General features: G+C 70.7%; 17 protein-coding genes and 2 pseudogenes. 7 read left to right on the top strand and 12 right to left on the bottom strand.

What is annotated here, in order from left to right; translation table 11 throughout:
- Positions 1 to 133 precede the first annotated feature (133 nt).
- From ACIRJP_RS34490 to ACIRJP_RS34480, 3 genes are read right to left on the bottom strand one after another with little or no spacing between them, the layout of a single operon-like run.
- Entirely contained in the window at positions 134 to 961 is an 828-nt protein-coding gene (locus tag ACIRJP_RS34490) for a sugar phosphate isomerase/epimerase family protein (RefSeq protein WP_404183018.1), read from the bottom strand.
- Complete coding sequence (locus ACIRJP_RS34485) at positions 958 to 2,112, bottom strand: dihydrodipicolinate synthase family protein (protein WP_404183016.1); 1,155 nt, start codon at positions 2,110 to 2,112, stop codon at positions 958 to 960. The genes ACIRJP_RS34490 and ACIRJP_RS34485 overlap by 4 nt, the downstream gene beginning before the upstream one ends.
- 38 nt (positions 2,113 to 2,150) lie before the next feature.
- The gene (locus ACIRJP_RS34480) at positions 2,151 to 3,302 is read right to left on the bottom strand and encodes a Gfo/Idh/MocA family protein (protein ID WP_404183013.1); all 1,152 of its coding nucleotides are present in this window, start codon (positions 3,300 to 3,302) and stop codon (positions 2,151 to 2,153) included.
- A 110-nt stretch (positions 3,303 to 3,412) separates the two neighbouring features.
- On the opposite strand from ACIRJP_RS34480, the gene ACIRJP_RS34475 reads away from it, so the two are divergent.
- Together ACIRJP_RS34475 and ACIRJP_RS34470 are read left to right on the top strand one after the other, a co-directional pair.
- Positions 3,413 to 4,492, top strand: coding sequence for a LacI family DNA-binding transcriptional regulator (locus ACIRJP_RS34475; protein ID WP_404183010.1), 1,080 nt, complete (start codon positions 3,413 to 3,415; stop codon positions 4,490 to 4,492).
- An 82-nt stretch (positions 4,493 to 4,574) separates the two neighbouring features.
- The gene (locus tag ACIRJP_RS34470) at positions 4,575 to 5,363 is read left to right on the top strand and encodes a sugar phosphate isomerase/epimerase family protein (protein ID WP_404183007.1); all 789 of its coding nucleotides are present in this window, start codon (positions 4,575 to 4,577) and stop codon (positions 5,361 to 5,363) included.
- A gap of 37 nt (positions 5,364 to 5,400) precedes the next feature.
- Here the strand turns inward: ACIRJP_RS34470 and ACIRJP_RS34465 are convergent, their stop codons facing one another.
- The gene (locus ACIRJP_RS34465; RefSeq protein WP_404183004.1) at positions 5,401 to 6,321 is read right to left on the bottom strand and encodes an EamA family transporter; all 921 of its coding nucleotides are present in this window, start codon (positions 6,319 to 6,321) and stop codon (positions 5,401 to 5,403) included.
- A gap of 160 nt (positions 6,322 to 6,481) precedes the next feature.
- Between ACIRJP_RS34465 and ACIRJP_RS34460 the strand changes: the two genes are divergently transcribed.
- Positions 6,482 to 7,402, top strand: a complete 921-nt coding sequence (locus tag ACIRJP_RS34460) for a LysR family transcriptional regulator (protein ID WP_404183001.1) — start codon at positions 6,482 to 6,484, stop codon at positions 7,400 to 7,402.
- A gap of 180 nt (positions 7,403 to 7,582) precedes the next feature.
- Positions 7,583 to 9,436: a glycoside hydrolase family 3 protein gene (locus tag ACIRJP_RS34455; RefSeq protein WP_404182998.1), complete on the top strand. Its 1,854-nt coding sequence runs from the start codon at positions 7,583 to 7,585 to the stop codon at positions 9,434 to 9,436.
- Positions 9,437 to 9,510: 74 nt separating this feature from the next.
- Here ACIRJP_RS34455 and ACIRJP_RS34450 read toward each other — a convergent pair whose 3' ends face one another.
- Together ACIRJP_RS34450 and ACIRJP_RS34445 are read right to left on the bottom strand one after the other, a co-directional pair.
- Positions 9,511 to 10,980, bottom strand: a complete 1,470-nt coding sequence (locus ACIRJP_RS34450) for a S28 family serine protease (protein ID WP_404182995.1) — start codon at positions 10,978 to 10,980, stop codon at positions 9,511 to 9,513.
- Between the two features lie 110 nt (positions 10,981 to 11,090).
- Entirely contained in the window at positions 11,091 to 11,462 is a 372-nt protein-coding gene (locus tag ACIRJP_RS34445) for a hypothetical protein (protein WP_404182992.1), read from the bottom strand.
- 276 nt (positions 11,463 to 11,738) lie between these two features.
- Between ACIRJP_RS34445 and ACIRJP_RS34440 the strand changes: the two genes are divergently transcribed.
- Positions 11,739 to 12,242, top strand: coding sequence for a hypothetical protein (locus tag ACIRJP_RS34440; RefSeq protein WP_404182989.1), 504 nt, complete (start codon positions 11,739 to 11,741; stop codon positions 12,240 to 12,242).
- 20 nt (positions 12,243 to 12,262) lie between these two features.
- On the opposite strand, the gene ACIRJP_RS34435 is transcribed toward ACIRJP_RS34440, so the two are convergent.
- Entirely contained in the window at positions 12,263 to 16,018 is a 3,756-nt protein-coding gene (locus ACIRJP_RS34435; RefSeq protein ID WP_404182986.1) for an ABC transporter ATP-binding protein, read from the bottom strand.
- 257 nt (positions 16,019 to 16,275) lie between these two features.
- Positions 16,276 to 17,247, bottom strand: a complete 972-nt coding sequence (locus ACIRJP_RS34430; RefSeq protein ID WP_404182983.1) for a serine hydrolase — start codon at positions 17,245 to 17,247, stop codon at positions 16,276 to 16,278.
- A gap of 170 nt (positions 17,248 to 17,417) precedes the next feature.
- On the opposite strand from ACIRJP_RS34430, the gene ACIRJP_RS34425 reads away from it, so the two are divergent.
- The gene (locus tag ACIRJP_RS34425) at positions 17,418 to 17,804 is read left to right on the top strand and encodes a hypothetical protein (RefSeq protein WP_404182980.1); all 387 of its coding nucleotides are present in this window, start codon (positions 17,418 to 17,420) and stop codon (positions 17,802 to 17,804) included.
- A 125-nt stretch (positions 17,805 to 17,929) separates the two neighbouring features.
- Here ACIRJP_RS34425 and ACIRJP_RS34420 read toward each other — a convergent pair.
- The 3 genes and pseudogenes from ACIRJP_RS34420 to ACIRJP_RS34410 all read right to left on the bottom strand — a co-directional run.
- Positions 17,930 to 18,118, bottom strand: a pseudogene (locus ACIRJP_RS34420) (thiamine pyrophosphate-binding protein); the annotation flags it as partial.
- 106 nt (positions 18,119 to 18,224) lie between these two features.
- Positions 18,225 to 19,193: an agmatinase gene (speB, locus tag ACIRJP_RS34415; RefSeq protein ID WP_124717598.1), complete on the bottom strand. Its 969-nt coding sequence runs from the start codon at positions 19,191 to 19,193 to the stop codon at positions 18,225 to 18,227.
- Positions 19,194 to 19,288: 95 nt separating this feature from the next.
- Positions 19,289 to 19,706 (bottom strand): annotated as a pseudogene (locus tag ACIRJP_RS34410) (hypothetical protein); the annotation flags it as partial.
- 141 nt (positions 19,707 to 19,847) lie between these two features.
- Here ACIRJP_RS34410 and ACIRJP_RS34405 point away from each other — a divergent pair.
- A complete protein-coding gene (locus ACIRJP_RS34405) occupies positions 19,848 to 21,344 on the top strand; it encodes a PucR family transcriptional regulator ligand-binding domain-containing protein (RefSeq protein ID WP_404182976.1) in 1,497 nt (498 codons plus the stop codon).
- Between the two features lie 955 nt (positions 21,345 to 22,299).
- Here ACIRJP_RS34405 and ACIRJP_RS34400 read toward each other — a convergent pair.
- The coding region (locus tag ACIRJP_RS34400; protein ID WP_404182973.1) for a DUF6531 domain-containing protein at positions 22,300 to 26,092 on the bottom strand (3,793 nt) is incomplete at its 5' end.

Here is a 26,092-nt window from a genome sequence, read left to right as displayed (position 1 = left end):
TTCCCCCAACGCCGGGACTTCCTGATCCCCCCAGATCCCTCCCCGGAAGCACCCGACGCCAGATACGACCAGGCGAACCACCAAACGGTTGCACGCCTTGACGATCTCTTTGCCTTGTTGGCAAAGAGCCCTGTCAGCAGGCGTGTTCGGCGTACCGGGAGGCGACCTCGGCGAGGACTTCGGCGCCGTCCCGGGCCCAGAGCGCCTCGTTGAAGATCTCCACCTCGACCGGGCCGTCGAAGCCGGCGGACTCGACCAGCGAGCGGAACGCCCGGAAGTCCACGGACCCGTCGCCGAGTTGACCGCGGCCCACCAGAACTCCCGCCGGGAGCGGGGTGATCCAGTCGGCCAGCTGGAAGGAGTGGATCCGGCCGCCCGCACCGGCACGGGCGATCTGCGCGGCCGCCTGGTCGTCCCACCAGATGTGGTACGTGTCGACGACCACGCCGACCTGGTCGGCCGGGAAGCGTTCCGCGATGTCCAGCGCCTGGGAGAGCGTGGATACGACGCAGCGGTCCGAGGCGAACATCGGGTGCAGCGGCTCGATGGCGAGACGTACGCCGCGTTCGGCTGCGTACGGGGCCAGTTCACCCAGGGCGTCCGCAACTCGTTCACGGGCGCCGTGCAGGTCCTTGCTGCCCTCGGGGAGGCCGCCGGAGACCAGGACCAGGGTGTCGGTGGACAGGGCCGCCGCCTCGTCGAGCGCGGCGCGGTTGTCGTCCAGGGCACGGGCCCGTTCCGCCGGGTCCAGGGCGGTGAAGAAGCCGCCGCGGCACAGGCTGGTGACGGACAGGCCGGAGTCGGCGAGGAGCCGGGCGGTGCGCTCGATGCCGTACGACTGGACGGGGGCCCGCCACAGGCCGACCTTGTCGATGCCCGCCTTGACGCAGCCCTCGGCCAGTTCGGGCAGCGACCACTGCTTGATGGTCTCCTGGTTGATGGAGAGACGGCCGTCGCTCATCGGGTTCCTCCGTCGCCGCCGTTGACCGTGAGCAGGGCCCGCATCCGGGATTCGGCCAGTTCCGGGTCGGGGAACAGGCCCAGCCGGTCGGCGAGTTCGTACGCCCTCGCCAGGTGCGGCAGCGAGCGGGCGGACTGCAGGCCGCCGACCATGGTGAAGTGGTCCTGGTGGCCGGCCAGCCAGGCCAGGAACACCACGCCCGTCTTGTAGAAGCGGGTGGGCGCCTGGAAGAGGTGCCGGGACAGCTCGACCGTGGGGTCGAGGAGGTCGCGGAAGCCCTGGGTGTCGCCCGTGTCGAGGACTCGTACCGCGTGGGCGGCCAGCGGGCCCAGCGGGTCGAAGATGCCGAGCAGGGCGTGGCTGAAGCCCCGGTCGTCGCCCGCGATCAGCTCGGGGTAGTTGAAGTCGTCGCCGGTGTAGCAGCGCACCCCGCCGGGCAGGCGGCGGCGGACGTCGATCTCGCGCTCCGCGTCGAGCAGGGAGATCTTGATGCCGTCGACCTTGTCCGGGTGTTCCGCGATGACCTTCAGGAACGTGTCGGTGGCGGCGTCGAGGTCCGAGGAGCCCCAGTAGCCGTCCAGCGCGGGGTCGAACATCGGGCCCAGCCAGTGCAGGACGACCGGCTCGGACGCCTGGCGCAGCAGGTGCGCGTACGTCTCCAGGTAGTCCTCGGGGCCGTTCGCCGCCGCGGCGAGCGCGCGGGAGGCCATCAGGATGGCCTGGGCGCCGCTCGCCTCGACGAGCGCGAGCTGCTCCTCGTAGGCGGAGCGCACCTCGGCGAGGGTGGCGGGCCCGGCGGGCAACTGGTCGGTGCCGACGCCGCAGGCGATACGGCCGCCGACCGCCTTGGCCTCGGCGGCGGAGCGGCGGATCAGTTCGGCCGCGCCGGCCCAGTCCAGGCCCATGCCGCGCTGGGCGGTGTCCATCGCCTCGGCGACGCCCAGGCCGTGCGACCAGAGGTGGCGACGGAAGGCGAGGGTGGCGTCCCAGTCGACGGCGGCGGGCGAGTCGGGGCTGACGTCGGCGTACGGGTCGGCGACGACATGGGCGGCGGAGAAGACCGTGCGCGAGGCGAGCGGGCCGGCGCCGGGGGCCAGGTCGAGCGGGGTGGTACGGGGTTCGTACGGGCCCTGCGGGAGGTGGATGGTCACTCAGATCAGCTCCGATGCGCCGTGCGTGGGGTGGCTCGTCACAGCGACAGCTCCGGTACGTCGAGACGGCGACCCTCGGCGTGGGACTTCAGGCCCAGCTCGGCGAGCTGCACGCCGCGGGCACCGGCCATCAGGTCCCAGGTGTACGGCTCGTCGAGGACGATGTGGCGCAGGAAGAGCTCCCACTGGGCCTTGAAGCCGTTGTCGAAGACCGCGTTGTCGGGGACTTCCTGCCACTGGTCGCGGAAGGACTCGGTGACCGGAAGGTCGGGGTTCCAGACCGGCTTGGGGGTGGCCGAGCGGTGCTGGACGCGGCAGTTGCGCAGGCCCGCGACGGCGGAGCCGTGCGTTCCGTCGACCTGGAACTCGACGAGCTCGTCGCGGTTGACGCGGACGGTCCAGGAGGAGTTGATCTGGGCGACCGCGCCGCTCTCCAGCTGGAAGATGCCGTACGCGGAGTCGTCGGCGGTGGCGGCGTAGGGCTTGCCCTGCTCGTCCCAGCGCTGCGGGATGTGCGTCTGGACGTGTGCCTGGACGGTGGAGACCCGGCCGAACAGCTCGTGGAGCACGTACTCCCAGTGCGGGAACATGTCGACGACGATGCCGCCGCCGTCCTGCGCGCGGTAGTTCCAGGAGGGGCGCTGGGCCTCCTGCCAGTCGCCCTCGAAGACCCAGTAGCCGAACTCGCCGCGCACGGAGAGGATCTCGCCGAAGAAGCCGCCGTCGATGAGGCGCTTCAGCTTCAGCAGGCCCGGCAGGAAGATCTTGTCCTGGACGACGCCGTGCTTGATCCCGGCCTCGCGGGCCAGCCGGGCCAGCTCCAGGGCGCCCTCGACGTCCGTGGCGGTGGGCTTCTCGGTGTAGATGTGCTTGCCGGCGGCGATCGCCTTCTTGATCGCGTCCACCCGGGCCGAGGTGACCTGGGCGTCGAAGTAGATGTCGATGGTGTCGTCGGCGAGCACCGCGTCGAGGTCGGTCGACCACTCGGTCAGACCGTGCTGCGCGGCGAGCTCCTCCAGCGCGTGGGCGCGGCGGCCCACCAGCACCGGCTCGGGCCACAGCACGTCCCCGTCGCCGAGGTCGAGGCCGCCCTGCTCGCGGATCGCGAGGATCGAGCGCACCAGGTGCTGCCGGTAGCCCATGCGACCCGTGACGCCGTTCATGGCGATGCGCACTGTCCTGCGTGTCACGAAACTTCCTCCATACAGCCGTAGCAAGCGCTTTCTATCCAGGATGACGCTAGCCTGCCGACAGCGGCCCGGACAAGAGGGCCCGGCCCGAAACCCTCGGAGGAAAGCGGATGACAGTCACCCTGGCGGATGTGGCGGCCCGCGCCCGGGTGTCGCCGGCCACCGTCTCCCGCGTGCTGAACGGCAACTACCCGGTGGCCGCGTCCACCCGCGAACGGGTCCTGCGCGCGGTGGACGACCTGGACTACGTGCTCAACGGGCCGGCGAGTTCGCTCGCGGCGGCCACATCCGACCTGGTCGGCATCCTGGTCAACGACATCGCGGACCCGTTCTTCGGGATCATGGCGGGCGCGGCACAGACCGAGATCGGCGGTCCCGGGGACGGCTCCGGCCGGGCGGGCGGCGAGAAGCTGGCCGTCGTCTGCAACACCGGCGGCTCCCCCGAGCGCGAACTCACCTACCTCACCCTGCTCCAGCGCCAGCGCGCCGCGGCCGTCGTCCTGACCGGCGGCGCGGTGGAGGACCCGGCGCACCAGGACGCGGTCTCCGCCAAGCTGGCCAAGCTCGCGGACGCGGGCACCCGGGTGGTGCTGTGCGGGCGCCCCCCGCTGCCGGACGGCGGGGCGGTCGTGGCCGCGCTCGCCTTCGACAACCGGGGCGGCGGCCGCCGTCTCACCGAACACCTGCTCTCGCTCGGCCACCGGCGGATCGGCTACGTCGCCGGCCCGCCGGAGCGGACGACGACCCGCCACCGGCTGGAGGGCCACCGCGACGCGATGCGGGCGGCGGGGCTCGGCGGCCCTGCGGACTCGCACGAGGAGGATCGCCTCACCGTCCACGGCCCCTACGACCGCCGCTCCGGCTACGACGCCACCCTCGAACTCCTGCGCCGCGAACCGGAGGTGACGGCGATCGTCGCCGCCAACGACACGGTGGCGCTGGGCGCGAGCGCGGCGGTCCGGGACCAGGGACTGCGCATCCCCGAGGACATCTCGGTGGCGGGCTTCGACGACCTGCCGTTCTCCGTGGACGCGGTCCCGGCGCTGACGACCGTACGGCTGCCGCTCTTCGAGGCGGGCGCACGGGCGGGCCGCCTCGCGATGGGCAAGGAGACACCGCCGCCCGGGGGAATCGCGACGATCGCGGCGGAGCTGATGGTGCGGGGGTCGACGGCGCCGCCGCGCGCGTGAGCCGCACGGGACCGTACGGTTACCGGCATCCGGGAACGCCGCATGCCGGTGCGGTGGCACGCACCGACGGAAGGACACGCACGTGAAGCTCGCTTTCTCGACCCTCGGAGTGCCGGGGATGCCGGTCGCCGATGTCGTCCGGCTCGCCGCCGGGCACGGCTATCAGGGGGTGGAGCTGCGCGCCCACCCCGAGGAGCCGGTGCACCCCGGCATCTCGGCGGACGAACGGGCCGCCGTCGTCAAGGAGTTCAAGGAGGGCGGCGTCGAGATCCTGACCGTCGCCGGGTACGTCCGGGCCGCCGCCGAGGGCGACGACGCGCCGGTGCTGGACGAGTTGGCCGGGCTGGTGGACCTGGCGCACGATCTGGGTGCGCAGAACGTCCGGGTCTTCCCTGGCGGCGGCGGCCAGGACCCCGGCACGGCCGACGCGACCGCGGCCCGGCGGCTGGCCGCCGCCGCCGAGCACGCCGCCGACAAGGGCGTGCGCATCCTGCTGGAGACCCATGACTCGCACCGGGCCGGCGCCGATGTCGCCCGGGTCGTCGGGACGGTCGGGCACCGGCAGGTGGGCGCGCTGTGGGACATCATGCACACCTGGCTGGCGGGCGAGGAGCCGGCCGCGAGCCATGCGGTGCTGGCCCCGCACCTGGGATACGTACAGGTGAAGGACATCGCGTCGGCCGAGGACACCGAGCCGTTGGCGCTGGGGGCCGGGGTGCTGCCGCTGGGTGCCTGCCTGGACACGCTGGACCCGGACAGCTGGGTCTGCTGGGAGTACGAGAAGCGCTGGCACCCGGCCGCGGCGGAGCTGCCGGGGCTGCTGGACGCCGGGCGGGAGCACCTGCTGCGGCTGGGCGCGCCCAAGCAGTAGGCGGCGCGCGGGCCGGGGGCGTGGCACGCGGGCCGGGTCAGGCGGCCCGCACCACCTCCGGCTCCGGGGACTCGGGGGCCTCCTGGGCCCCGGTGCGCGGGCGCCGCGCCCCCGCCAGCGACGTGAGCGCCACCCCGCCGACCAGCAGCGCCGCCGCGCACCATCGCAGCGGGCTCACCGACTCGTCCAGCAGCAGGGCGGCCGAGGACATCCCGAAGACCGGGACGAGCAGGGTGAACGGGGCCACCGAGGAGGCCGGGTGGTGGCGCAGCAGGAAGCCCCAGGCGCCGAAACCGAAGACGGTGGTGATCCAGGCGACGTAGACGATGATCCCGGCGCCGCTCCAGTCCAGCGCGGCCAGCGCCGCCTTGTCGCGGTCCCAGCCCTCGAAGAGGAGGGAGAGGCCGAGCAGCGGGAGCACGGGCACGGTCGAGACCCAGACCATGAAGTTGAGCGAGTCGCTCGGGGCGGCCTTGCGGGTCAGTACGTTGGACACGCCCCAGCAGGCCGCCGCCGCGATCACCAGGACGAAGGCGAGCACGGGGCCGCCCGCCCCTTCGTCGACGGCGGCGACCCCGATGCCGGCGAGCGCCACCCCCATCCCCAACACCCGTACCGTTCCCGGGCGTTCACCGAGCGCGACGGCGGCGAAGAGTGCGGTGAAGACCGCCTGGACCTGGAGCACGAGGGAGGAGAGGCCGGCGGGCATGCCCCGGTCCATGCCGATGAAGAGCAGGCCGAACTTCGCCACCCCGAGGACGAGCCCGACGCCCACGATCCACTTCCAGGCGACCTTGGGCCGGCCGACGAAGAAGACCGCGGGCAGCGCGGCTACCAGGAAGCGCAGGGCCGAGAAGAGCAGCGGCGGGAAGTGCCCGAGGCCGAGCTCGATGACGACGAAATTGACACCCCAGAGGGCTGCCACCAGGGCGGCCAGGGCGATGTGGAGGGGACGCATACGCCGAGGATCACCCGCACCGACCATGTAGCACCAGCGCGGATTTCTTCATGGTGAAATTGAGTATCGCTAACGAATTACGTGACCGATCACGTGACTGGTCACGCGACTGGTCACGCGACTGATCCGCTCGTGGATCAGCGAGGTCCGGGAGGTTGTGGTGCTCGATCTGGCCCGGCTGCGTGCCCTGCACGCCGTCTTCGTCCACGGCTCCGTCGCGAGTGCCGCCGCCGCGCTCGGCTACACCCCGTCGGCGGTCTCGCAGCAGATCACCAAGCTGGAGCGGGAGACCCGCACCACGCTGCTGGAACGGCGCGGTAGGGGTGTCGCGCTGACCGAGGAGGCGCTCCATCTGGCCGAGACGGCCCAGCAGTTGCTGGCGATCGTGGAGCGCGCCGAGACGACGCTGGAGGAGCGCAGGGGGCTGCCGACCGGGCGGCTGTCGATCGGCGCGTTCGCCTCCGCGGCGCGTGGACTGCTGCCCGGGGTACTGGCCGGGCTGGACCGGGATCACCCGGCGCTGGAGGTCCGGATGACCGAGGTCGATCCGCATCTCTCGGTCGACCTGGTGGCCAAGGGCGTGATCGATCTGGCGGTGGCGCACGACTGGGACATCGCCCCGCTGCCCGCCCCCGAGGGCGTGGCACAGGCGGTGATCGGCGACGACCACTGCGATCTGCTGGTGCCCGCCGGGCATCGTCTCGCCGGGCGGGGAGATGTGCGGCGCGAGGAGCTGGCGAAGGAGCGGTGGATCTGCCAGCCGCCGGGGACGGTCTGCCACGACTGGCTCCTACGGACGTTGCGGGCGGCGGGCTGCGAGCCGGACATCCGGCACCAGGCGGAGGAGAACCACACTCAGCTGGCCCTGCTCGCCGCCGGCCTCGGAGTCGCGATGATCCCGCGCCTGGGGCGCGGGCAGCTGCCGCCGGGGGTGGTGGCGGTGCCGCTCGATCCCGTGCCGGTGCGACGGCTGTACGCGCTATGGCGTACGGAGGCGGCCCGGCGGCCCGCGATCACGGCGGCGGTCTCCGCGCTGCGGGCGCACGGCGCCGCGGTGGGGCTGGGGCAGGGGCAGGACTGACTAGGCGGGGCAGGGACGGGGCCCACGGGCGGACGTCGGGACGATCTCTGCCACGCCGGAGACGCTCAAAACGGTCCGGACCCTTGACCGGAAGTTATTTTCTGGATATCCGTGCTCCTTGGAAGTTTCTTTCACCACTCTCGCCACCTCTCGTCCCCGAGTACGGCCGAAGGAGCTCACGTGCACCACCGCACCTCCAGACGCACCCTCCTCACCGCCACCGCCGCGACGGCTGTAGCCGCCGTCACGGGCGCGGGCCTCGCCCCCGGCGCGCTCGCCGCCCAGCGGTCCGCGAGCAGCGGACAGCACGATTCAGCCACAACGACCAAGCGCCTCAAGCGGATCATCTCCGGGATGACCCTGGAGGAGAAGGTCGGGCAGCTCTTCGTGATGCGGGTGTACGGGCACTCCGCCACCGACCCCGACCAGGCCGACATCGACGCCAACATGGCCGAGATCGGGGTCCGCACCGCCGCCGAGATGATCGACCGGTACCACGTCGGCGGCATCATCTACTTCGCCTGGGCGCACAACACCCGCGACCCGCACCAGATCGCCGAACTCTCCAACGGCATCCAGCGCGCCGGTCTCGCCGGCCCCACCCCCCTGCCGCTCCTCGTCTCCACCGACCAGGAGCACGGCATCGTCTGCCGGGTCGGCGAGCCCGCCACCCTGATGCCGGGCGCGATGGCGCTGGGCGCGGGCGGTTCGCGCTCCGACGCCCGCCGGGCCGGGCAGATCGCGGGCGCCGAACTGGCCGCGATCGGCATCAACCAGAACTATGCCCCGGACGCCGACGTCAACGTCAACCCGGCCAACCCGGTGATCGGCGTACGCTCCTTCGGCTCCGACCCGCGGTCCGTGGCCGCCCTGGTCGCCGCGCAGGTGAAGGGGTACCAGAGCAGCGGGATCGCCTCGACGGCCAAGCACTTCCCGGGCCACGGCGACACCAGCACCGACAGCCACACCGGACTGCCCGTCATCACCCACACCCGGGAGCAGTGGGCGGAGCTGGACGAGCCGCCGTTCCGGGCCGCGATCGCCGCGGGCATCGACTCGATCATGACCGCGCACATCGTGGTACCGGCCCTGGACCCGGCCGAGGACCCGGCGACGCTCTCCCACCCGATCCTCAGCGGCATCCTGCGCGAGGAGCTGGGCTACGACGGTGTCGTGGTGACCGACTCTCTCGGCATGGAGGGGGTGCGGACGAAGTACGGCGACGACCGCGTGCCGGTCCTCGCCCTCAAGGCCGGCGTCGACCAGTTGCTCAACCCGCCGAGCCTGGACGTCTCCTGGAACGCCGTGCTGGAGGCCGTGAAGAGCGGTGAGATCAGCGAGGCCCGGATTGATGAATCGATCCTGCGCATCCTGCGGCTGAAGGCGAAGCTCGGGCTGTTCGACAACCCCTTCGTCAGCCGCGCGGGGGTGGACCGCACGGTGGGCACCCGGGCGCACCTCGCCGCCGCCGACCGGATCGCCGAGCGCACCACCACGCTGCTCGCGAACGACGGCGCGGTGCTGCCGCTCTCCCGCCGTTCCCACAAGAACCTGCTCGTGGTCGGTGCCGATCCCGCCTCCCCGTCCGGCACCACCGGACCGCCGACCACCACCCTGGCCACGGAGTTCGGCGAACTGGGTCACGCGGCGACCGCGCTGTCCACCGGCACCGCTCCTGCGCCGGCGAAGATCGCCGAGGCGGTGGCCGCCGCACAGGGCAAGGACGCGGTGGTCGTGGCGACGTACAACGTCTCGGCGACCAGCTCGCAGCGCACCCTGGTGAGCGCGCTGGCGGCGACCGGCGTCCCGGTGATCACGGTGGCGATCCGCAATCCGTACGACATCGCCCAGCTGGCCGGGACCGGGTTCGCGGCGAACCTGGCCACGTACTCCTGGACCGATGTCGAACTGCGGGCCGCCGCCCGGGTGATCGCGGGCCGCGCCGAACCGCGGGGCACCCTGCCGGTCCCGGTGCAGCGCGCGGACGACCCGTCGAAGGTGCTGCACCCGGTCGGTTACGGGCTGACGTACTAGCCGGAAGGCGCGGAGGGGCTGCGCGCCGCGCGCACAGCCCCTCCCTCAGCTCACGGAACCTGCTCGAAGAACCGTTACCGCCGCAGCTGGCGCTCGTTCCTCACGTCCTGCCGGTCGAGCCGCGTGTCGAATTTCGCGAGCGGCTTCGCCTTCGCCGGGTCGTCCTGCACCGCGGCTGGAGCAACGCCCGCCCAGCGCAGGATCGCCGCGGTGGCCTTCGCGTTGTCGTCCGCGGCGAGCCCGGCCACGTTGGCACCGTGGTTGCCGCCGGGCACGGTCATGACGTAGCTGTCGTGCGAGCGGGCGCCGGGCCGGAAGCGCTCCGCGCCCCACGGGTCGTTCTCCCCGTACACGTACAGCATCCGGTCGGCGTGGTTCTTCACCCACTTGTCGACGTCGCGCATCACCGACGGCTGGAACTTCATCGGGATGGAGCGCGGCACGTAGTTGCGCGGCGGCTGGTACCCGTACCGGCTCAGGTCGCCGAGCCACGGCTGCTTGATGTCGGGCGAACCGAGCTGCGTGCCCGCCTGGTAGTAGTACGGCGTGTACCGCTCCAGGCCCTGGTCCGTGTATGCGGAGAAGCCGGAGATCGCGTCTATCGAGTCCCAGATCTCCTGGTCGGTGGCCGAGGCGGCGTCGGCCGGGATGGTGTCGCAGTCGGACAGCAGGCTGTACTGCCAGTACGCCCAGACGTAGTCCATGACGACGGCCTCGTACGCCCGGTCGAGCGAGCCGGTGGTGTCGAAGGTGTAGCCGTTCGCGGCGGCGTACTCCTGGTACTTCTTCTCCAGCGGCTCGCGGCGGACCAGCGCCTCGCGCTGAACGCCGTTCAGCCTGTCGCGGCACTCCTTGGTGCCGACGTTCTCGAAGAACCGGTCGTAGGCCGAATCCTCCTTGTTCACCACGTCGTTGGGCGCGACGTACGCGACGACGCCGTCCATGTCCCGGGGGTAGAAGCGCTCGAAGTAGGTGGCGGTCATGCCGCCCTTGGAACCGCCGGTGGCCAGCCAGTTCTTGGTGTAGATCTGCTTCAGCGCGGTGAAGACGCGGTGCTGGTCGCTGGCGGCCTGCCAGATGTCGAGCTTGGACCAGTCGGCGGGCGCCGGGCGGGACGGGGTGAAGAAGCGGTACTCCAGGGAGACCTGGTTGCCGTCGACGATCCGGGTCGGCTCGGAGCGGCCGGGGTTGGTGGAGACGTTGTATCCGCCGGTGTAGAAGACCGTCGGGCGGGACGTGTCCTTGTGCAGCAGGGTGATGCGCTGCTGGAAGGTGCCCTCGGACGGGTGCCGGTGGTCGATCGGCTGGGTGTAGTTGAGGACGAAGTAGCGGTAGCCCGCGTAGGGCTTCTCCTCGATGAGGCTCATCCCCGGAATGGCGAGGATGCGGTCCTTGATGTCCGTGCCGGTGCCGTTGTCGGCGGCGGTGCCGGTCCGGATCGCTGCCGGTTCCGCGGCGGTGGCCGCCCCGGCCGAGGCGCCTGTCGCGCCCACCGTGCCGATGAGCACCGCGAGCGACAGGAACCCTCTGAACGCCTTGCGCATACACCCTCCCAGGAGTCACAACTTTCGCCGTGAACCTAGCGGGGCAACTCCCGTACCGCCAGACCCGGTCGGCACCCGGAAACGAGGGTCCGGGCCGGTCAGCGGAGAGTTCAGCAGAGGATCCAGCCCGTGGACCCCGACTTCCCCGAGATGGTGGCCGAGGCCCTGACGCACCGGTTCAGCGCATGGACCGTCACCGGACCGGCCTGCTTGGTGTACTGACCCCGGTCGACGACGGGGCTGCCGCCGCGTGCCTGGAGCGTGACGGACATGGTGCGGCGCGGGCCCGATTTCTTGGCGACGGCTATCGCACAGGCGTAGGAACGGTTCTTGTAGACGCGCAGCTCCCCGGTCTTGAACGCCACCGTCTTCGCGGGACGTCCGGCGCAGACCGACGCGGCGTCGGCGCGGCCGGCCGAGGGACCGCCGAGCACCAGGCCGAGCGCGGCCACCAGCGGCAGGGCGATCGAGCACACCAGCATCCGACGGCCGGCCCGGGGACCTTTCCGGTCTCCCCCGCCCCTTCCACCGCCACCCTCGTCGGACAATGCGACCTTTCCGGACTTACGCACCCCTCTGATCACCAGTAACCCCATCACCAATCGAACATTTACGCCCCTGCGCGACGCATACGCATACATGCGTACGACGCAGGAGGCCATCCGGAGGTTGCATACGGCGCGCTCCCCCTCCGGGCAACCGAATCGCCACAGCATGACTCCAACAGGACAGAGCCATACGAAAGGCAGGTACTGCCCATGCTTCAGCTTCGCGACACCCCGGGTCCTCGCAGCCGGCGCCAGATCGGCCGGACGCTGCTCGCCTCCGCTCTCCTCACCGCCGTCGCAGCGGTCCCGGCAGTGGCGGCGGCCCCGCAGGCCCCGGAGACCGCCGCGTCGGTACGCAGTGACCTCGGGTCCCCCGCCTACCAGCAGGTCGCCCACTTCTACGGTGCCTACATCGATGCCGTCTCCGACTCCACCGAGGACGGCGGACGGCTCGCCACCTCCCTGCGGACCTTCTATCTGACCCCTCGGCTGCGCTCCGAGCTGAACACCTGGGAGCGGCGCAACCACGCGGACGGGGTGCTCCGGGCCCAGAACACCCCGCTCGCCTTCCGGGTCACCGCGGGCGACAGCGCCGCCGGCCACACCTGGTCGACGGTGCGGCTCACCTGGAGCGGCGGCAAGCACCCCACGTACTCGTACCTGACCGTCCGCTCGGACCTGCGGACCGGAAAGATCTCCGGCATCGGCGACTGACCGGCGGACGGGCCCGGCTCTCACACCTGCGCGGGCTCGTCCTCCCCGACGAACGTGCGCCACAGCACGGCGTAGTGCCCGTCCCTGGCCAGGAGTTCGTCGTGCGTACCGTCCTCGACGACCCGGCCGTGGTCCATCACCACGACCCGGTCGGCGCGGGCGGCCGTGGTCAGCCGGTGGGCGACGACCAGGGTGGTGCGGCGGCCTGTGAGCCGGTCGGTCGCCTGGTTGACCAGGGCCTCGCTGGCCAGGTCGAGCGAGGCGGTCGCCTCGTCGAGCAGCAGGACGTCCGGGTCGACGAGTTCGGCGCGGGCCAGCGCGATCAGCTGGCGCTGGCCGGCCGAGAGGTTTCGGCCCCGCTCGGCGACCTCGTGCAGATAGCCGCCGTCCAGCGTCGCGATCATGTCGTGGGCGCCGACCGCCCGCGCCGCCGCCTCCACCTCGGCATCGGTGGCCTCGGGCCGCCCGTAGGCGATGGCGTCGCGGACCGTGCCCGCGAAGAGGTACGCCTCCTGCGGTACGACGCCGAGCCGGTGCCGGTACGCGGTGAGGTCGAGGCGGCGCAGATCGGTGCCGTCCGCGGTGACCCGGCCGCCCGTGGGGTCGTAGAACCGGGCGACGAGCTTGACGAGGGTGGACTTGCCCGCGCCGGTCTCGCCGACGAACGCGACCGTCTGACCGGCCGGTATCCGCAGGTCGACCCCGATGAGGGCCTCCTCGGCGCCGTCGCCGGAGCCGTACGCGAAGGACACGTCCTCGAAGGCGATCTCGCCGCGCAGCGACCGCACGTCCAGCGGTTCGTCCGCGGCGTCGGTGGAGGTCGGCTCGCGCAGCAGCTCCTGGATGCGGCCGAGCGAGACGGTGGCCTGCTGGTAGCCGTCGAAGACCTGGGAGAGCTGCTGGACCGGGGCGAAGAACAGATCGATGTAGAGCAGGTAGGCGACCAGCGCCCCGGTGGTGAGCGTGCCGTTGTCGACCCGGCCCGCGCCGACGATCAGGACGGCGGCCGCGGCCACCGACGACAGCAGCTGCACGAACGGGAAGTAGACCGATATCAGCCACTGGCCCCGGACCCGGGCCTCGCGGTAGTGGTCGCTGCGCTCCGCGAACCGCCGGGTGCCGTCGTGCTCGCGCCGGAACGCCTGCACGATCCGCAGCCCGGAGACGGACTCCTGAAGGTCGGCGTTGACGACGCTGATGCGTTCACGGGCCAGCTCGTACGCCTTGACGCTCTTGCGGCGGAAGAAGAACGTGCCGACGACCAGCACCGGCAGCGTCGCGAAGACCACGAGGGCCAGCTGCACATCGAGGACCAGCAGCGCGACCATGATGCCGAAGAAGGTGACGACGGAGACGAAGGCGGTGACCAGACCGGTCTGCAGGAACGTCGACAGCGCGTCCACGTCCGTCGTCATCCGGGTCATGATGCGGCCGGTCAGCTCGCGCTCGTAGTAGTCCAGGCCGAGCCGCTGCAGCTGCGCGAAGATCTTCAGCCGCAGTGAGTACAGCACCCGTTCGCCGGTGCGGCCCGTCATCCGGGTCTCGCCGATCTGGGCGGCCCACTGCACGAGGACGACCACCAGGGCCAGCGCGGACGCCGCCCAGACCGCGCCTAGCGCGAGCTGCGAGACGCCCTGGTCGATGCCGTGCCGGATCAGCACCGGCAGCAGCAGACCGGCGCCCGCGTCGACCGCGACCAGCACCAGGCTCACCAGCAACGGCAGCCCGAAGCCGCGCAGCAGCCTGCGCAGCCCGTAGGAGTCCTCGGCACCGACGGCCCGTGCCTCGTCGATGTCGGGGGTGTCGGTGGCCGGCGGCAGCGCCTCGACCTGGGCGAGCAGTTCGGGGGTGGCGGGCATGCCGGCCGCGCCGGTGTCGCGCGGCTCCTCCTTGCGGACCCACAGGTGGGGGCTGATGCCGCGCTCGGCGTCGAACTCGGCGTCCAGCTCCTCCTGGAGCGCGCGCTCGTCCTCGGGGGTCGTGTCGGGGGCGGGGGTGAGCCGCTGGTGTCCGGGCGAGGTGCCGCCCAGCTCGTCGGGGTCGGTGAGCAGCCGCCGGTAGAGCGGGGAGCGGCGCTCCAGCTCCTCGTGGGTGCCGATGTCGGCGAGCCGGCCGTGCTCCAGGACGGCGATCCGGTCGGCGAGGCCGAGGGTGGAGCGGCGGTGGGCGATCAGCAGGGTGGTCCGCCCGGCCATGACCTGGCGCAGCGCCTCGTGGATCTCGTGCTCGACACGGGCGTCGACGGCGGAGGTGGCGTCGTCGAGGAGGAGCAGCCGGGGGTCGGCGAGGATGGCGCGGGCGAGCGCGACGCGCTGGCGCTGGCCGCCGGAGAGGGTGAGCCCGTGCTCGCCGACCTTGGTGTCGTAGCCCTCGGGCAGCTCCGCGATGAACCGGTCGGCCTGGGCGGCGCGGGCCGCCTCCTCGATCTGCTCCTGGGTGGCGTCGGGGAATCCGTAGGCGATGTTGGCGCGGACGGTGTCGGAGAACAGGAAGCTGTCCTCCGGCACGAGGCCGATGGCGGCGCGCAGGGACCGCTGGGTCAGTTCGCGGACGTCGTGGCCGCCGACCAGGACGGCGCCGTGCGTCACGTCGTAGAAGCGGGGCAGCAGCAGCGAGACGGTGGACTTCCCGCTGCCGGACGCGCCGACGACGGCGACGGTCTCGCCGGGCTCGATGGTCAGCGAGAACCCGTCGAGTACGGGGCGCTCGGCGTCGTAGCCGAACCGTACGTCGTCGAACTCGACGCTGGCAGGAGCGTCGGCCGGGAGGTCCTTGGTGCCGTCCTTCATGGTCGGCTCGGTGTCGATCAGTTCCAGTACGCGTTCGACGCCGGCCCTGGCCTGCTGTCCGACGGTGAGGACCATGGCGAGCATCCGGACCGGTCCGACGAGCTGGGCGAGGTACGTGGAGAACGCCACGAACGTACCGAGGGTGATCTCGCCCCGGGTGGCGAGCCAGCCGCCGAGGGCCAGCATCGCGACCTGGCCGAGCGCGGGGACGGCCTGGAGGGCGGGGGTGTAGCGGGAGTTCAGCCGGATCGTCCGCAGCCGCCCGGCGAACAGCTTGCGCCCCACCTCGCGCAGCTTGCCGGTCTCCTGCTCCTCCTGCCCGAACCCCTTGACGACCCGGACCCCGGAGACGGCCCCGTCGACCACTCCGGCGACGGCGGCGGCCTGCCCCTGGGCGTACCAGGTGGCGGGGAAGAGCCGGGTGCGGGAGCGGCGGGCGATGAACCAGAGGGCGGGGGCCACGGCGATCGCCACCAGGGTGAGCAGCGGCGAGAGCCACGCCATGATCACCAGGGAGATGAGGAAGAGCAGCACGTTCCCGATGGTCATCGGGAGCATGAACAGGAGTCCCTGGATCAGCTGGAGGTCGCTGGTGGCGCGCCCGACGACCTGACCGGTGGACAGCTCGTCCTGCCGCTTCCCGTCGAGGCGGGTGATCGTCCCGTACATCTCGGTACGCAGATCGTGCTGCACGTCGAGGGCGAGCCGGCCGCCGTAGTACCGGCGGATGTACGTGGCGATGTACACGAGCCCGGCGGCGGCTATGAGGAGCCCGGTCCAGACGGCGAGGGACCGGGTGTGGCCGACCACGACATCGTCGATGATCACCTTGGTGATCAGCGGGACGAGGGCCATCACCGCCATGCCCGCGAGCGACGAGCCGAGCGCCAGCAGCACATTGCGCCGGTAGCGCCACGCGTACCCGCACAACCGCCGGGCCCATCCCGGGGCCCGCGCCGCGCCCTGTACGTCCCCTGCGTCCGTCACCGGTGCCTCCCCGTTCGACCTGCTCTACCGGAAGACACCAACGCGGTGGGCAGCGGATTTCATCCCGCCGTTACAAAGGCGGGCCGAGGACGGGGCCATCGGCGTAGGGCGGGTGCGGCGGTCGGCGTAGGACCGGTCGGAGCGGTCCTACGCCGACCACGGCTGAGCGGGCGCACGGCTGAGCGCGCGCTCGGCCGCGGGTCAGGGCCGTAGGGACCGGCCCCGACCCACCGGCACCGAGCCGCCGGCGTCGGTCCCTACGGCCGCGGCGTCGCGGTGAGCATCCGTACGGCCGGGGCCTCCGGCACCGCGGGCACCGCTTCCTGCGGGGCGGCGGGCGGGGCGATGGTCGATGTGGTCTTCGCGGCGACGGCCGGGTTGAGGTCCTTGTGCACGGCGCGGGCGACGGCCTGGATGGTGTTGACGCCGTCGTTCATCGTCTTGTTGTCCTGGGTGAGCACGGTGATCGCGTAGTCGTGCCCCTTGCCGGTGAACGCGCCGATGCTGTGCACCCGCCAGCCGTGGGTGGCGCGCGGCAACCAGCCGTTCTTGACCTGAACGGTCACCCCGGACGGCGCCCCGGCGGGCGTGCCCCAGCGCTGCGAGGAGACGACCTTGCGCATCAGGCCCAGTTCGTAGGCGCGCGCGTTGTCGCTCAGCACGGAGTTCTTGGCGGTCAGCAGGGTCAGCAGACGCAGCTCGTCCTGGGCGGTGATCTGGGTCAGCCCCCAGTAGCCGCCGGAGCCGGGCACGGTGTGCGTCATCCCGGCGGCCTTCAGGAACGCCTTGACCTTGGTCACCCCGAGCTGCTTCCACAGGCTGGTGGTCGCGTTGTTGTCGGACTTGGTGATCATCGCGGTGGAGAGGTTTATCTCGCGCTGGGTGAGGTAGCGGTTGTGCTTCTTGTTGTCCCAGAGCAGCGTCGCCAGCACGGTCGCCTTCACGACGCTGGCGGAGTCGTACTTCGTCGTCGCCCGCAGGGTGCAGTCGGTCTTGGTCGTGCGGTCGTAGAGCGCCACGGCCGTCGTCGACTTGCGGCCCTTGAGCGCGGCGGTGATGTCCTTCGACAGCTTCGCGGCGAGCCCGGCCTTGCCGGACGTACAGCTCACCGTCGGCGTCGCCGCCGCGGCGGGCGCCGCGCCGAGCGCCACGGGTGCGAGCACGCCCGCGGCGAGCGTGACGGAGAGCGCGGCCTTGGCGCGACGGAATATGCGGGGCTGTTCTTTCATGCGGCTGGTCCCCCATGAGTGGATCGGTACGGTGCGCCCCCGGCGCACCCGTGAGTAACGACTCACGACGGGCCGAAAAGTTGCGCATTTTGGGCTGTATGGTTCGTCGCCCGTCGCGCGGGTATCGGTCACCGGGTGCGACCCGGCACCTTGATCGAATCGAGGGAACCTTGACGAGCGCTCAGCCGGTCCGGCACGCCGAGGCATACCGCTGCGGCCGGCTCTTCGCGGCGGTCGCGGCCCTGCAGCGGCTCGCGCAGAACGAACACCACGCGCTGGGACAGCCCGGAGCCGCGGAGAAGGCTGCCGCGCGGCCGGAACCCGTTCTGCGAGAGCCCCTGCGGGAGGTCGTCCAGTACCTGGTGCAGGCCCGGATCCGCGGTCAGGGAGCGGCGGCCGACCCGGTGTTCCGGTCGCTGACCGACTTCCTGCCACCGGCGAGGGCCGTGCCCACCAGCCTCCATCCCGACGAGCGGCCGGACTTCCACCGGGGCAGGGAGGAGCAGGCGGCTCTCATCGCTGGGACAGGCCCTGGGGAGCACCCGCCCCGCGGATGAACCCGCCCGCCCGCACCCCGGCCGAAGCCGGGTACGCGGACGGGCACCGAGCCGATGCCTACAGGTGCGTCGGCTCGAACATCCTCAGCAGGGCCGGGAGCACGACCACCGAAGGACCGGGCCCGCAGCGCCTCGCGGACCGAGGCGATCAGCCGCTGCTCCAGGGTGAGTTCCTGGGCGGCGATCCTCTCCCGTACCGCTTCGAGGACCGTACGGACCCGCTCCGGCGCCGACGGGTCCTCGCGGCGGTCGACCGCTTCGAGGAGGTCGGACAGCGCCTCGCGGGCGTCGGCGTGAATACCGTGCGCGGGGTGGGGGTCTCGACGACGAGGTCGGCGCCGTTGCGCCCGGCCGGCGGGTTCAGGGCGGCCGCGATCTGCTCGGTGGTGAGTTGCGGCCGCTCGTCGTGGTGGTCGTGGCTCACTTCGTACGGGCCTCAGCGATCTGGCGGGACATGATCGTGGTCAGCTCGTACGCCGTGTGGGAGGCGGCGACGGAGGTGATCTCGGCGTGGTCGTACGCGGGGGCGACCTCGACCAGGTCGGCGGAGACCAGGTTGCAGGAGGACAGCCCGCGGACGATCTCCAGGAGCTCGCGGGAGGTCAGGCCACCGGCCTCGGGGGTGCCGGTGCCGGGGGCGTGCGCCGGGTCCAGCACGTCGATGTCGATGGAGATGTACAGCGGCCGGTCGCCGATGCGCTGACGCAGCTGGTCGGCGACCTCGTCGACGCCGCGCCGCATGACGTCGGCGGAGGTGACGATGCCGAAGCCCATCTTCGCGTCGTCGTCCAGGTCCTGCTTGCCGTAGAGCGGACCGCGGGTGCCGACGTGGGAGAGCGCGGAGGTGTCGAGGATGCCTTCCTCGACGGCGCGGCGGAACGGGGTGCCGTGGGTGTACTCGGCGCCGAAGTAGGTGTCCCAGGTGTCGAGGTGCGCGTCGAAGTGGAGCAGGGCGACCGGGCCGTGCTTCTTGGCGACGGAACGCAGCAGCGGCAGCGCGATGGTGTGGTCGCCGCCGAGCGTCATCATGCGGGCGCCGGTGCCGAGGAGGTCGTCGGCGGCGGCCTCGATGGTCTCGACGGCCTCGTTGATGTTGAACGGGTTCGCGGCGATGTCACCGGCGTCGGCGACCTGTGCGAGCGCGAAGGGCGAGGCGTCCTGCGCCGGGTTGTACGGGCGCAGCAGGCGCGAGGCCTCACGGATCGCGTTGCCGCCGAAGCGGGCGCCGGGCCGGTAGGAGACACCGGTGTCGAAGGGCACGCCGACGACGGCGACATCGGCGGTGCCGACCTCGTCGAGCCGGGGCAGCCGGGCGAAGGTCGCGGGTCCGGCGTACCGCGGGACGCGGGAGGAGTCGACGGGGCCTCGCGGCGTTTCGTTGCTGCTCATGTGAAGTGCCTTCCTTCGGGTTACGTGCGTTGTTCAGTGTGCGGAGCGAGGCGGGAGGGGCGGGGGCCGCCCCTCCCGGGGGCGTGCGGGGACGGTTACGTCGTGGCCGGCTCGTGCACCGGCTCCGGCGTCGTCGCACTCCGTCCCGCCAGCCGCTCGCGCCAGGCCGCGAGTACGGCCGCGTCGGTCGGCTTCGTCGCCAGGGAGACGATCACGTACGCCGCGAGCGAGGCCAGCAGGCCGTAGTAGACCGGTTCGTTGGCGAGGATTCCGTATCCCGCCATCAGGCCGATCACCGCGAGGCCGCCGGCCGCCACCGCGGCCAGCGCGCCCGCCGCGGTGCCCCGGCGCCACAGCAGACCGCCGAGGATCGGACATCACGGCGGCCAGCGCGGCGGCGAGCACCAGTCCGCGCACGCCGATCGGCAGCTCGTCCTTGACGATGGTCGCGAACGCGGAGTCGGCGCTGGGCAGCGTCGGGTACATGACCTTCGCGGCGGTGCCGATGACGGCCGCGTAGTCGACGGCCATGGGCTTCCTCCATTTCGGTCACAAGTGCACATGTCTTATGTGAAGAAGACGGTAGGTGGCCCGCAAGCGGCGCTGAAGAGTACGTTTCATCCATAATCGAAGTCCCTGATGGATGGACCGTCCATGCCGGAAGCCTCGGCCGGGCCGACCCCGATGCCTGCTCAGCCGCCCACTCCCCCGCCCGCACCGCCGCCCACGCCACCGATCCCGCTCGCCGAACTGCTCGCCCACGAGGAGCTCGGGCTGCGCCGGATCGCCGGTCCGGCGGAGGCGGATCTGCTGTGGGTGCACACCACGGAGATGGCCGACCCATACCCGTATCTGCTCGGCGGTGAGCTGCTGCTGAGCGCCGGGGTGCAGCTGAAGGACCCGGACGCGTTCGTGGACCGGCTGATGGAGGCGGGGGCGGCGGCGCTCGGTTTCGGGGTGACGCCGGTGTTCGACACGGTGCCGCAGGCGTTGATCGAGGCATGTGACCGGCACGGCCTGCCGCTGCTCGAGGTGCCGCCCGAGACCCCGTTCACGGCGATCGCCCGGACGGTGTGGCGGCTGATGGCCGAGGCCCGCCACCGCGAGCTGCGCCGGGTGACGCGCGCCCAGCAGGCCCTGGCCACGGCGGCGGCACGGCCGGACCCGGTCCCGGCGGTGCTGCACCAGCTGGCGGCCCAGCTGGAGGGCCGGTCGGCGCTGCTCTCTGCGGACGGCGAGGAGCTGCACGCCTCGGGCCGCCGCCCGGCCCCCGACGTCGGGGCGGCGCTGGCCAGGCTCACCCGGGTGGTCCGCGCCGGGTCGCGCCCCGCCCCGTCGTCCGCCACCGACACGCTGCGGGACACCCATCTGTCCGCGTACGCGCTGGGAGGCGGCCAGGGGCTCGTCCTGGCGCTGGCGACGGACCGGCGCGAGGCGGGCGACCACACCATCGCGGGGATCGCGGTCGTCCTGCTCTCCCTACTGGCCGCCCCGCACCAGGGCGCCGACGCCGCGGGCCGGTCGGCCGCCCTGGTCCGGATGCTGCTGGGCGCGGACCCGCAGGACGTCGCACCGCTGCTCGGTGGCGCCGAGCAGTGGACGGTGGTGCACGCGCGCCGCAGCGGCGACAGCCCGGTCGACCCGCTGACCACCGGAGCACTGGGCGCCGCCCTGGGTTCGGCGCTGGTCGACGCGGGCCGGGGCGGCGACGCGGTACGGGTCCTGATCCCCGGCGGCGACCGGATCACCCCGCAGCCCGGCTGGACGCTCGGCGCGTCCGCCCCCGCCGCCGTCACCGCCCTCGACCTCGCCGACGGTCAGGCCTCCCGCGCCCTGGGCCGCGCCGTCGCCACCCGCACCCCGCTGGCCCACCACCACAACGGCAGCGGCTCCGGCCTGTCCGCCCTGATCCCGCCCGACCGCGCCGAGGCGCACGCCCGCGCCCTCCTCGCCCCGCTCACCGAGCCGCTGACCGAGACCCTGCGCTGCTGGCTGAGCCTCCACGGCAGCTGGGACCGCACGGCCACGGCCCTGCGCATCCACCGCAACACGGTCCGCCAGCGCATCGCCCGCTGCGCGTCCCTGCTGGACGTGGACCTGGACGACATGGACGTACGCACGGAGCTGTGGTTCGCGCTGCGGGTGCGGTGAACGGGGCGGGCGGCGGTTCCGGGGCGTGGGTGCCACCGTGCCGGAGCGCGTCCAGATCATCGATGCCGTCCGCCCCGGCGATCATGCCGCCCACAATCGACAGGGCCTTCGCCTCGACGGCCGAACCGGCGCTGTTCCCCGCGCCGGTGAGCTTCACCGGGCTGTAGGAGACCTCTACTTACGAGGTGCCTTGCTTCGTGGGACTGATGAGGGCGTAGGAACTCTCATCACCCCAGGCCTGCGGACACCTCTTCTCATTCCGCCGTCCACAGAGCGAATATCGCGCGGTGGATCCAGGCTCGGCGGGCTCGCGTTACGAGAGCATGTGCGCATGAGACCCATGGTGTTCTCATGGGTCCTGCGGGCACTGCCGCCAACTTATGGGAGTTTAGGGATCAAAGCGATCCACCGCTCCAATTCTCTTCGCAGTGAGGCGTCGGACTCCAGCGAGACGTCGGACTCGATGAATTCCTCCAACCCATGCAGAGGAGTGAGCATGTTCTTGATTCTCCTCAAGCGCAGCATCTCCGCTCGCGTCAAGGATCTCCAATTCTCTGCGGCCGACGCTGCCGAGTGATAGGAGGTTCCTATATTCTCGATGACATCTCGAAGGAGCTGGCGAGGATCCCTGGCGGGGTCCCCTTCCGAGGGACCGAAGATCTTAATCATCGCAGCCCGGACATGCGCTTGTTCCGAGATTCTCTCCAGAGCCTCATCACCGGATGACCATACTTTGTTCGCTGACGAAGCAAGGGCCAGGTGAGCCCATCGCAATCGGTCGGAAACGCTCAGACCGGTATCCCGCATCCGGATTGTGGAAAGCTCACGCACGAGCTCCCACGCTTGAGACTCCTCCGAGGAATCATCTGGCGCCGCAGCGAGGACCTCCAGCCGGTCAAGGGGCAAGCTGGAAATGTCGACACCGCTCAGCGCACTCCCCACCTCATGCACACCCTCATTCGACGAATTGAATTCCTGCCCGCTCAAAAGCTTCTCTTCCTATCTGGACGCTTGCCCGTGACGGCAGATAATGGCCACTGTTGTTATTGATCTCCATTCCGAAGTAAGATCCTTCGGATCCAGCTATCTCCGCCTCTCCTGCGGCATGAACATTGTCCCCACGCGTGAGAACCGGATGCTTCAACTCTACGCCGTTGACATGTTTGGCCATTAACAGGAGTTCCCCTTTCTCATCGACCACCCATTTAATCGTGCCTGAGTTGATGGCATCCTCAAACCCAGGGTCGCCGACCTTGAGTGGCCTCACGCCAAGAGCCTCGGCAGCGGCCAGTTCCTTCTCAAGTTCTTTGGGCAGCTGGTTCTTGTACGGCGCTAACCCCAACGGGTCCGCCCACACATGGGGATTGGAAACGTATGCCGAAGCGTTAGGCGCAGCGGTCAGGCCGAGCGGATCGACAGAGGTATATCGCGCGACTTCCGGATCGTAGTAGCGGAAGCAGTTGTAATGCAGCCCCGTCTCGGGATCGAAGTACTGCCCCGGGAAACGCAGCGGCGTGTACGCCGATGCATCCGTGTTCCAGGTGGTGGTACCCCAAAGAGTACTGCGGGCCCGCCACGCGATCTCCCCACACTCCGCGACGAGTTCGCGCGGGGTTCCGACGAGGTCGGTGACAATGGCGAAGAACCGGGAGTCGATCTCCTCTTGCGGGGTGTCGCCCCCGAGGATGCGTTCGGTCTGGGCTATTGGGTGCAGTCCGTGGTGATCCCAGGTGAGGGTGACGGAGCTTGGCAACGCCGAGACCCAAGTCGTTTGTTCACACAGCGTCGTACCGTCCCAGGTGAATGTAACCCGCTCAGCTATTGCCGCGCCGCCGATCGCCATGCGTAGCTTTGCCGTACGGCGACCCAACGGGTCATACGTGTAGAGCCACACTGTGCCATCCGGCGTGATGGCCCGGGTGAGTCGATCCTCCGAGTCCCACTCGTAGCGCCAAGTGTCCGGCTTCCGGGACAAGCGAGTCTTCCGGCGCAGGACGACGCGCCCCAGGGCGTCGTATTCGTACCGGACGTCCCCGGCACGCGTGATGTGGGTGCCGAAGTAGATGCGGTCGCCGGTGGCCTCGTGGCTGGGGTGTGCAGCGGGCCAGACAGCCGAGGACTGATTGCCCGCTGCGTCGTAGACATAGGTCTCCGCCCATCCGGCTGCCCGCACTGCGGTGACGCGGCCCACAGCGTCGAGCTTGAACCGGCGGGGGCCGTCCAGGTGGTCGTCGAGGGCGGTCAGATTACCGTCCGCGCGATAGGTGTGGGCGCGGCGTTGAAGAGTTCGCTCCTCCGCTCCCGTCACTGACTGCGCGACGAGGCGACCAAGCAGATCGAACGTGTTCTGAAGTGTGATGAACTCGCCTATGTGACGAGTAAGTTCACGACCGGCTTCGTCGTACGTGCTATCGACCGGACGACCGGAGGTCACCAGACCGGTACGTCGGCCCGCCGCATCGTACGACCAGGAAGTCGTCGCGCCGACGGGAGTGGTGCGTCCGGTTCGGCGCCCCAACTTATCGTACGCATAGGTGAGTTCACGACCATCGACCGTTTCCGAACGGATACGCCCATGACGGTCGCGCAGGATCGTCACCCGGGTGCCGTCGAAGCCCATCGCCTCGGCCAGCTGGTCGGTCAGGTCGTAGGCGTACGTCGTCACCGCTCCGTCGGCGGTTTCCTTGCGCGTGATCTGGTCCAGCGCATTGCGCTCGAAGGAAGTCACCTGCCCGAGAGCATTCGTGCGTGCCACCAAGCGGCCCGCCGCATCATGTGTGTAAGTGAGCGTTCGGCCGTCGAAGTCCGTCTCCGATATCAGGCGTCCGGCCGGATCGTGCACATAACTCCAGGTCAGGCCTTGAGGATTGAGGACCTGTGTGAGTCGGAGTCCGTGGTCGTGGGCGAATTCGTAGCGCGCCCCGTCGGGCGTGGTGCGGGCGGTGAGCAGATCGAAGTGGGTGTACTCGAAGCGGGAGACGGCGCCCATGGCATCGGTATGGGTCAGACAGTTCCCCTCGCCGTCGTACGTCCAGGACTGCGTGGAGCCGTCTGCGTCGGTGCGGCGGGAGAGCTTGCCCTCGACGTTCCATTCGAGGCGTGTGACCGCGCCGAGGGGGTTGGTGAGGACGGCAGGACGGCCGAAGGCATCCCGGACAACCTGGGTGGCGGCGCCCAGAGGGTCGGTCATCTCGATGGGAAGGCCAGCCGCGTCACTGCTGATGCGGGAGGTGTTGCCGAGCGCGTCGGTCACGGATATGAGTTGCCCGACCTCGTCGTACGAATAGGCCGTTGTCGCACCGGAGGCATCGGTGACCGACGTGCGGTTGCCGCGCTCGTCGTAGGTCTGTCGGGTGACTGTCCCGTCTGTGCCCTTGACGCGCACCGGTAGGCCGAGGTCGTTGTAGTCAGCGGTCGACTCGCGCCCGTCCGGGCGGATCACCGAGGTGAGACGGCCGTGCTCGTCGTACGTGGAGCGGCTGAGGTATCCGAGCGGGTCCGTGACGGACAGCAGCCGGTGGTGGCGGTCGTACTCGTGGCGGGTGACGGCTCCCAGGGGGTCGATCTCGGCGACGACCTGAGAGCGGTCGTTGATCACGTATCGCGTTGTGTGGCCGAGTCCGTCGGTCATGGACGTCATGCGCAGCCCGGTGTCGGGGTCGGTGTCGTCCCAGGTGAAGTGGGCTTCGAGGTGGCCGTTGGTGCCGGCCTGGTGAACGCAGCGGTCGTGTTCGTCGTAGGCGTATTCGTAGCGACTGCCGTTGGTGTCCGTCCATGAGGTGATGCGGCCCAGTTCGTCGCAGCCGAAGCGCAGGGGTTTGCCTGATGAGTTGGTGACTTCGGTGAGGTGGCCGTCGGTGTAGCCGTAGCGGAGGATCTCCTGGTCGGTGCCGTCGGGGGCGGCGCCCGCCAGGTGGAGGGCGGTGATCCTGCCGTTGTTCGTGGTGAGTTTCAGGTGGTAGCCGCCGTGGTGCACGATCGACGTCGGCGCGCCTGTCTCGTCGTACTCGAAGGCGATCCAGCGGTTGTTGCGGTCGTCGATCTGGGCCAGGAGTGCCAGCTCGCGGTTGGGTTGGTCGATGAAGTGCCGGACGTGGCCGGTTTCCGGGTCGGTGATGGTGTAGCCGTCGTCCACCCGGTCCAAGGGCCAGCGCCGCCCATGTGTGGGCATGACGGGAACGCCGGGCGCGGGGTGCGGGTAGGCGAGCAGGCTGCCCTCGTTGCAGCTGAACACCACGCCTTCCGCGTCGATCTCCAGGTGCTGGTCGAGCGTGCTCGACCAGCCGGATCCGAACCAGCGGCCGGCCCGGTACGAGGAGTCGAAGACTCGCTCGAAGACCAGGGGCAGAGATCCCGGGAGCACGATGTCCGTCTGCGGGAGCAGCATGCGGCCGGTCGCGACGTCGACGGGGTCTCCGGCGCATTTGACCTTGCTGCACTGGTTGGAGTTGGAGTCGGGGTTCTGCTCGTGTCCGTGCCGGTTCTTGCCCTTCGGGCGTTCGAGGAGGTCCTTTATCCCGGCGCGCAGGCCGCCCTTGGTCAGGCCGCTGCCCTTGGTGCCGATCATTTCGGGTACGAGGCGGCCGATGAATTCGGAGGGGTCGCCCTTGGCGGAGTCCCAGGCGCTCTTGAGGGCCCGGTCGGGGTTGGCTCCGGTGGAGACGAGGCCGGCGAGTGTGGTGTGGACGCCCTTGTAGTAGTCGGCCGGGTGGGTCAGGTTGTACGGGTCCGTCGGGTTGACCGAGCGG

Source organism: Streptomyces sp. NPDC102437, from assembly GCF_044765565.1.
Classification (GTDB): domain Bacteria; phylum Actinomycetota; class Actinomycetes; order Streptomycetales; family Streptomycetaceae; genus Streptomyces.
Note: the sequence above shows the minus strand (reverse complement) of the source record. Positions and strands in the feature narration are given on the sequence as shown.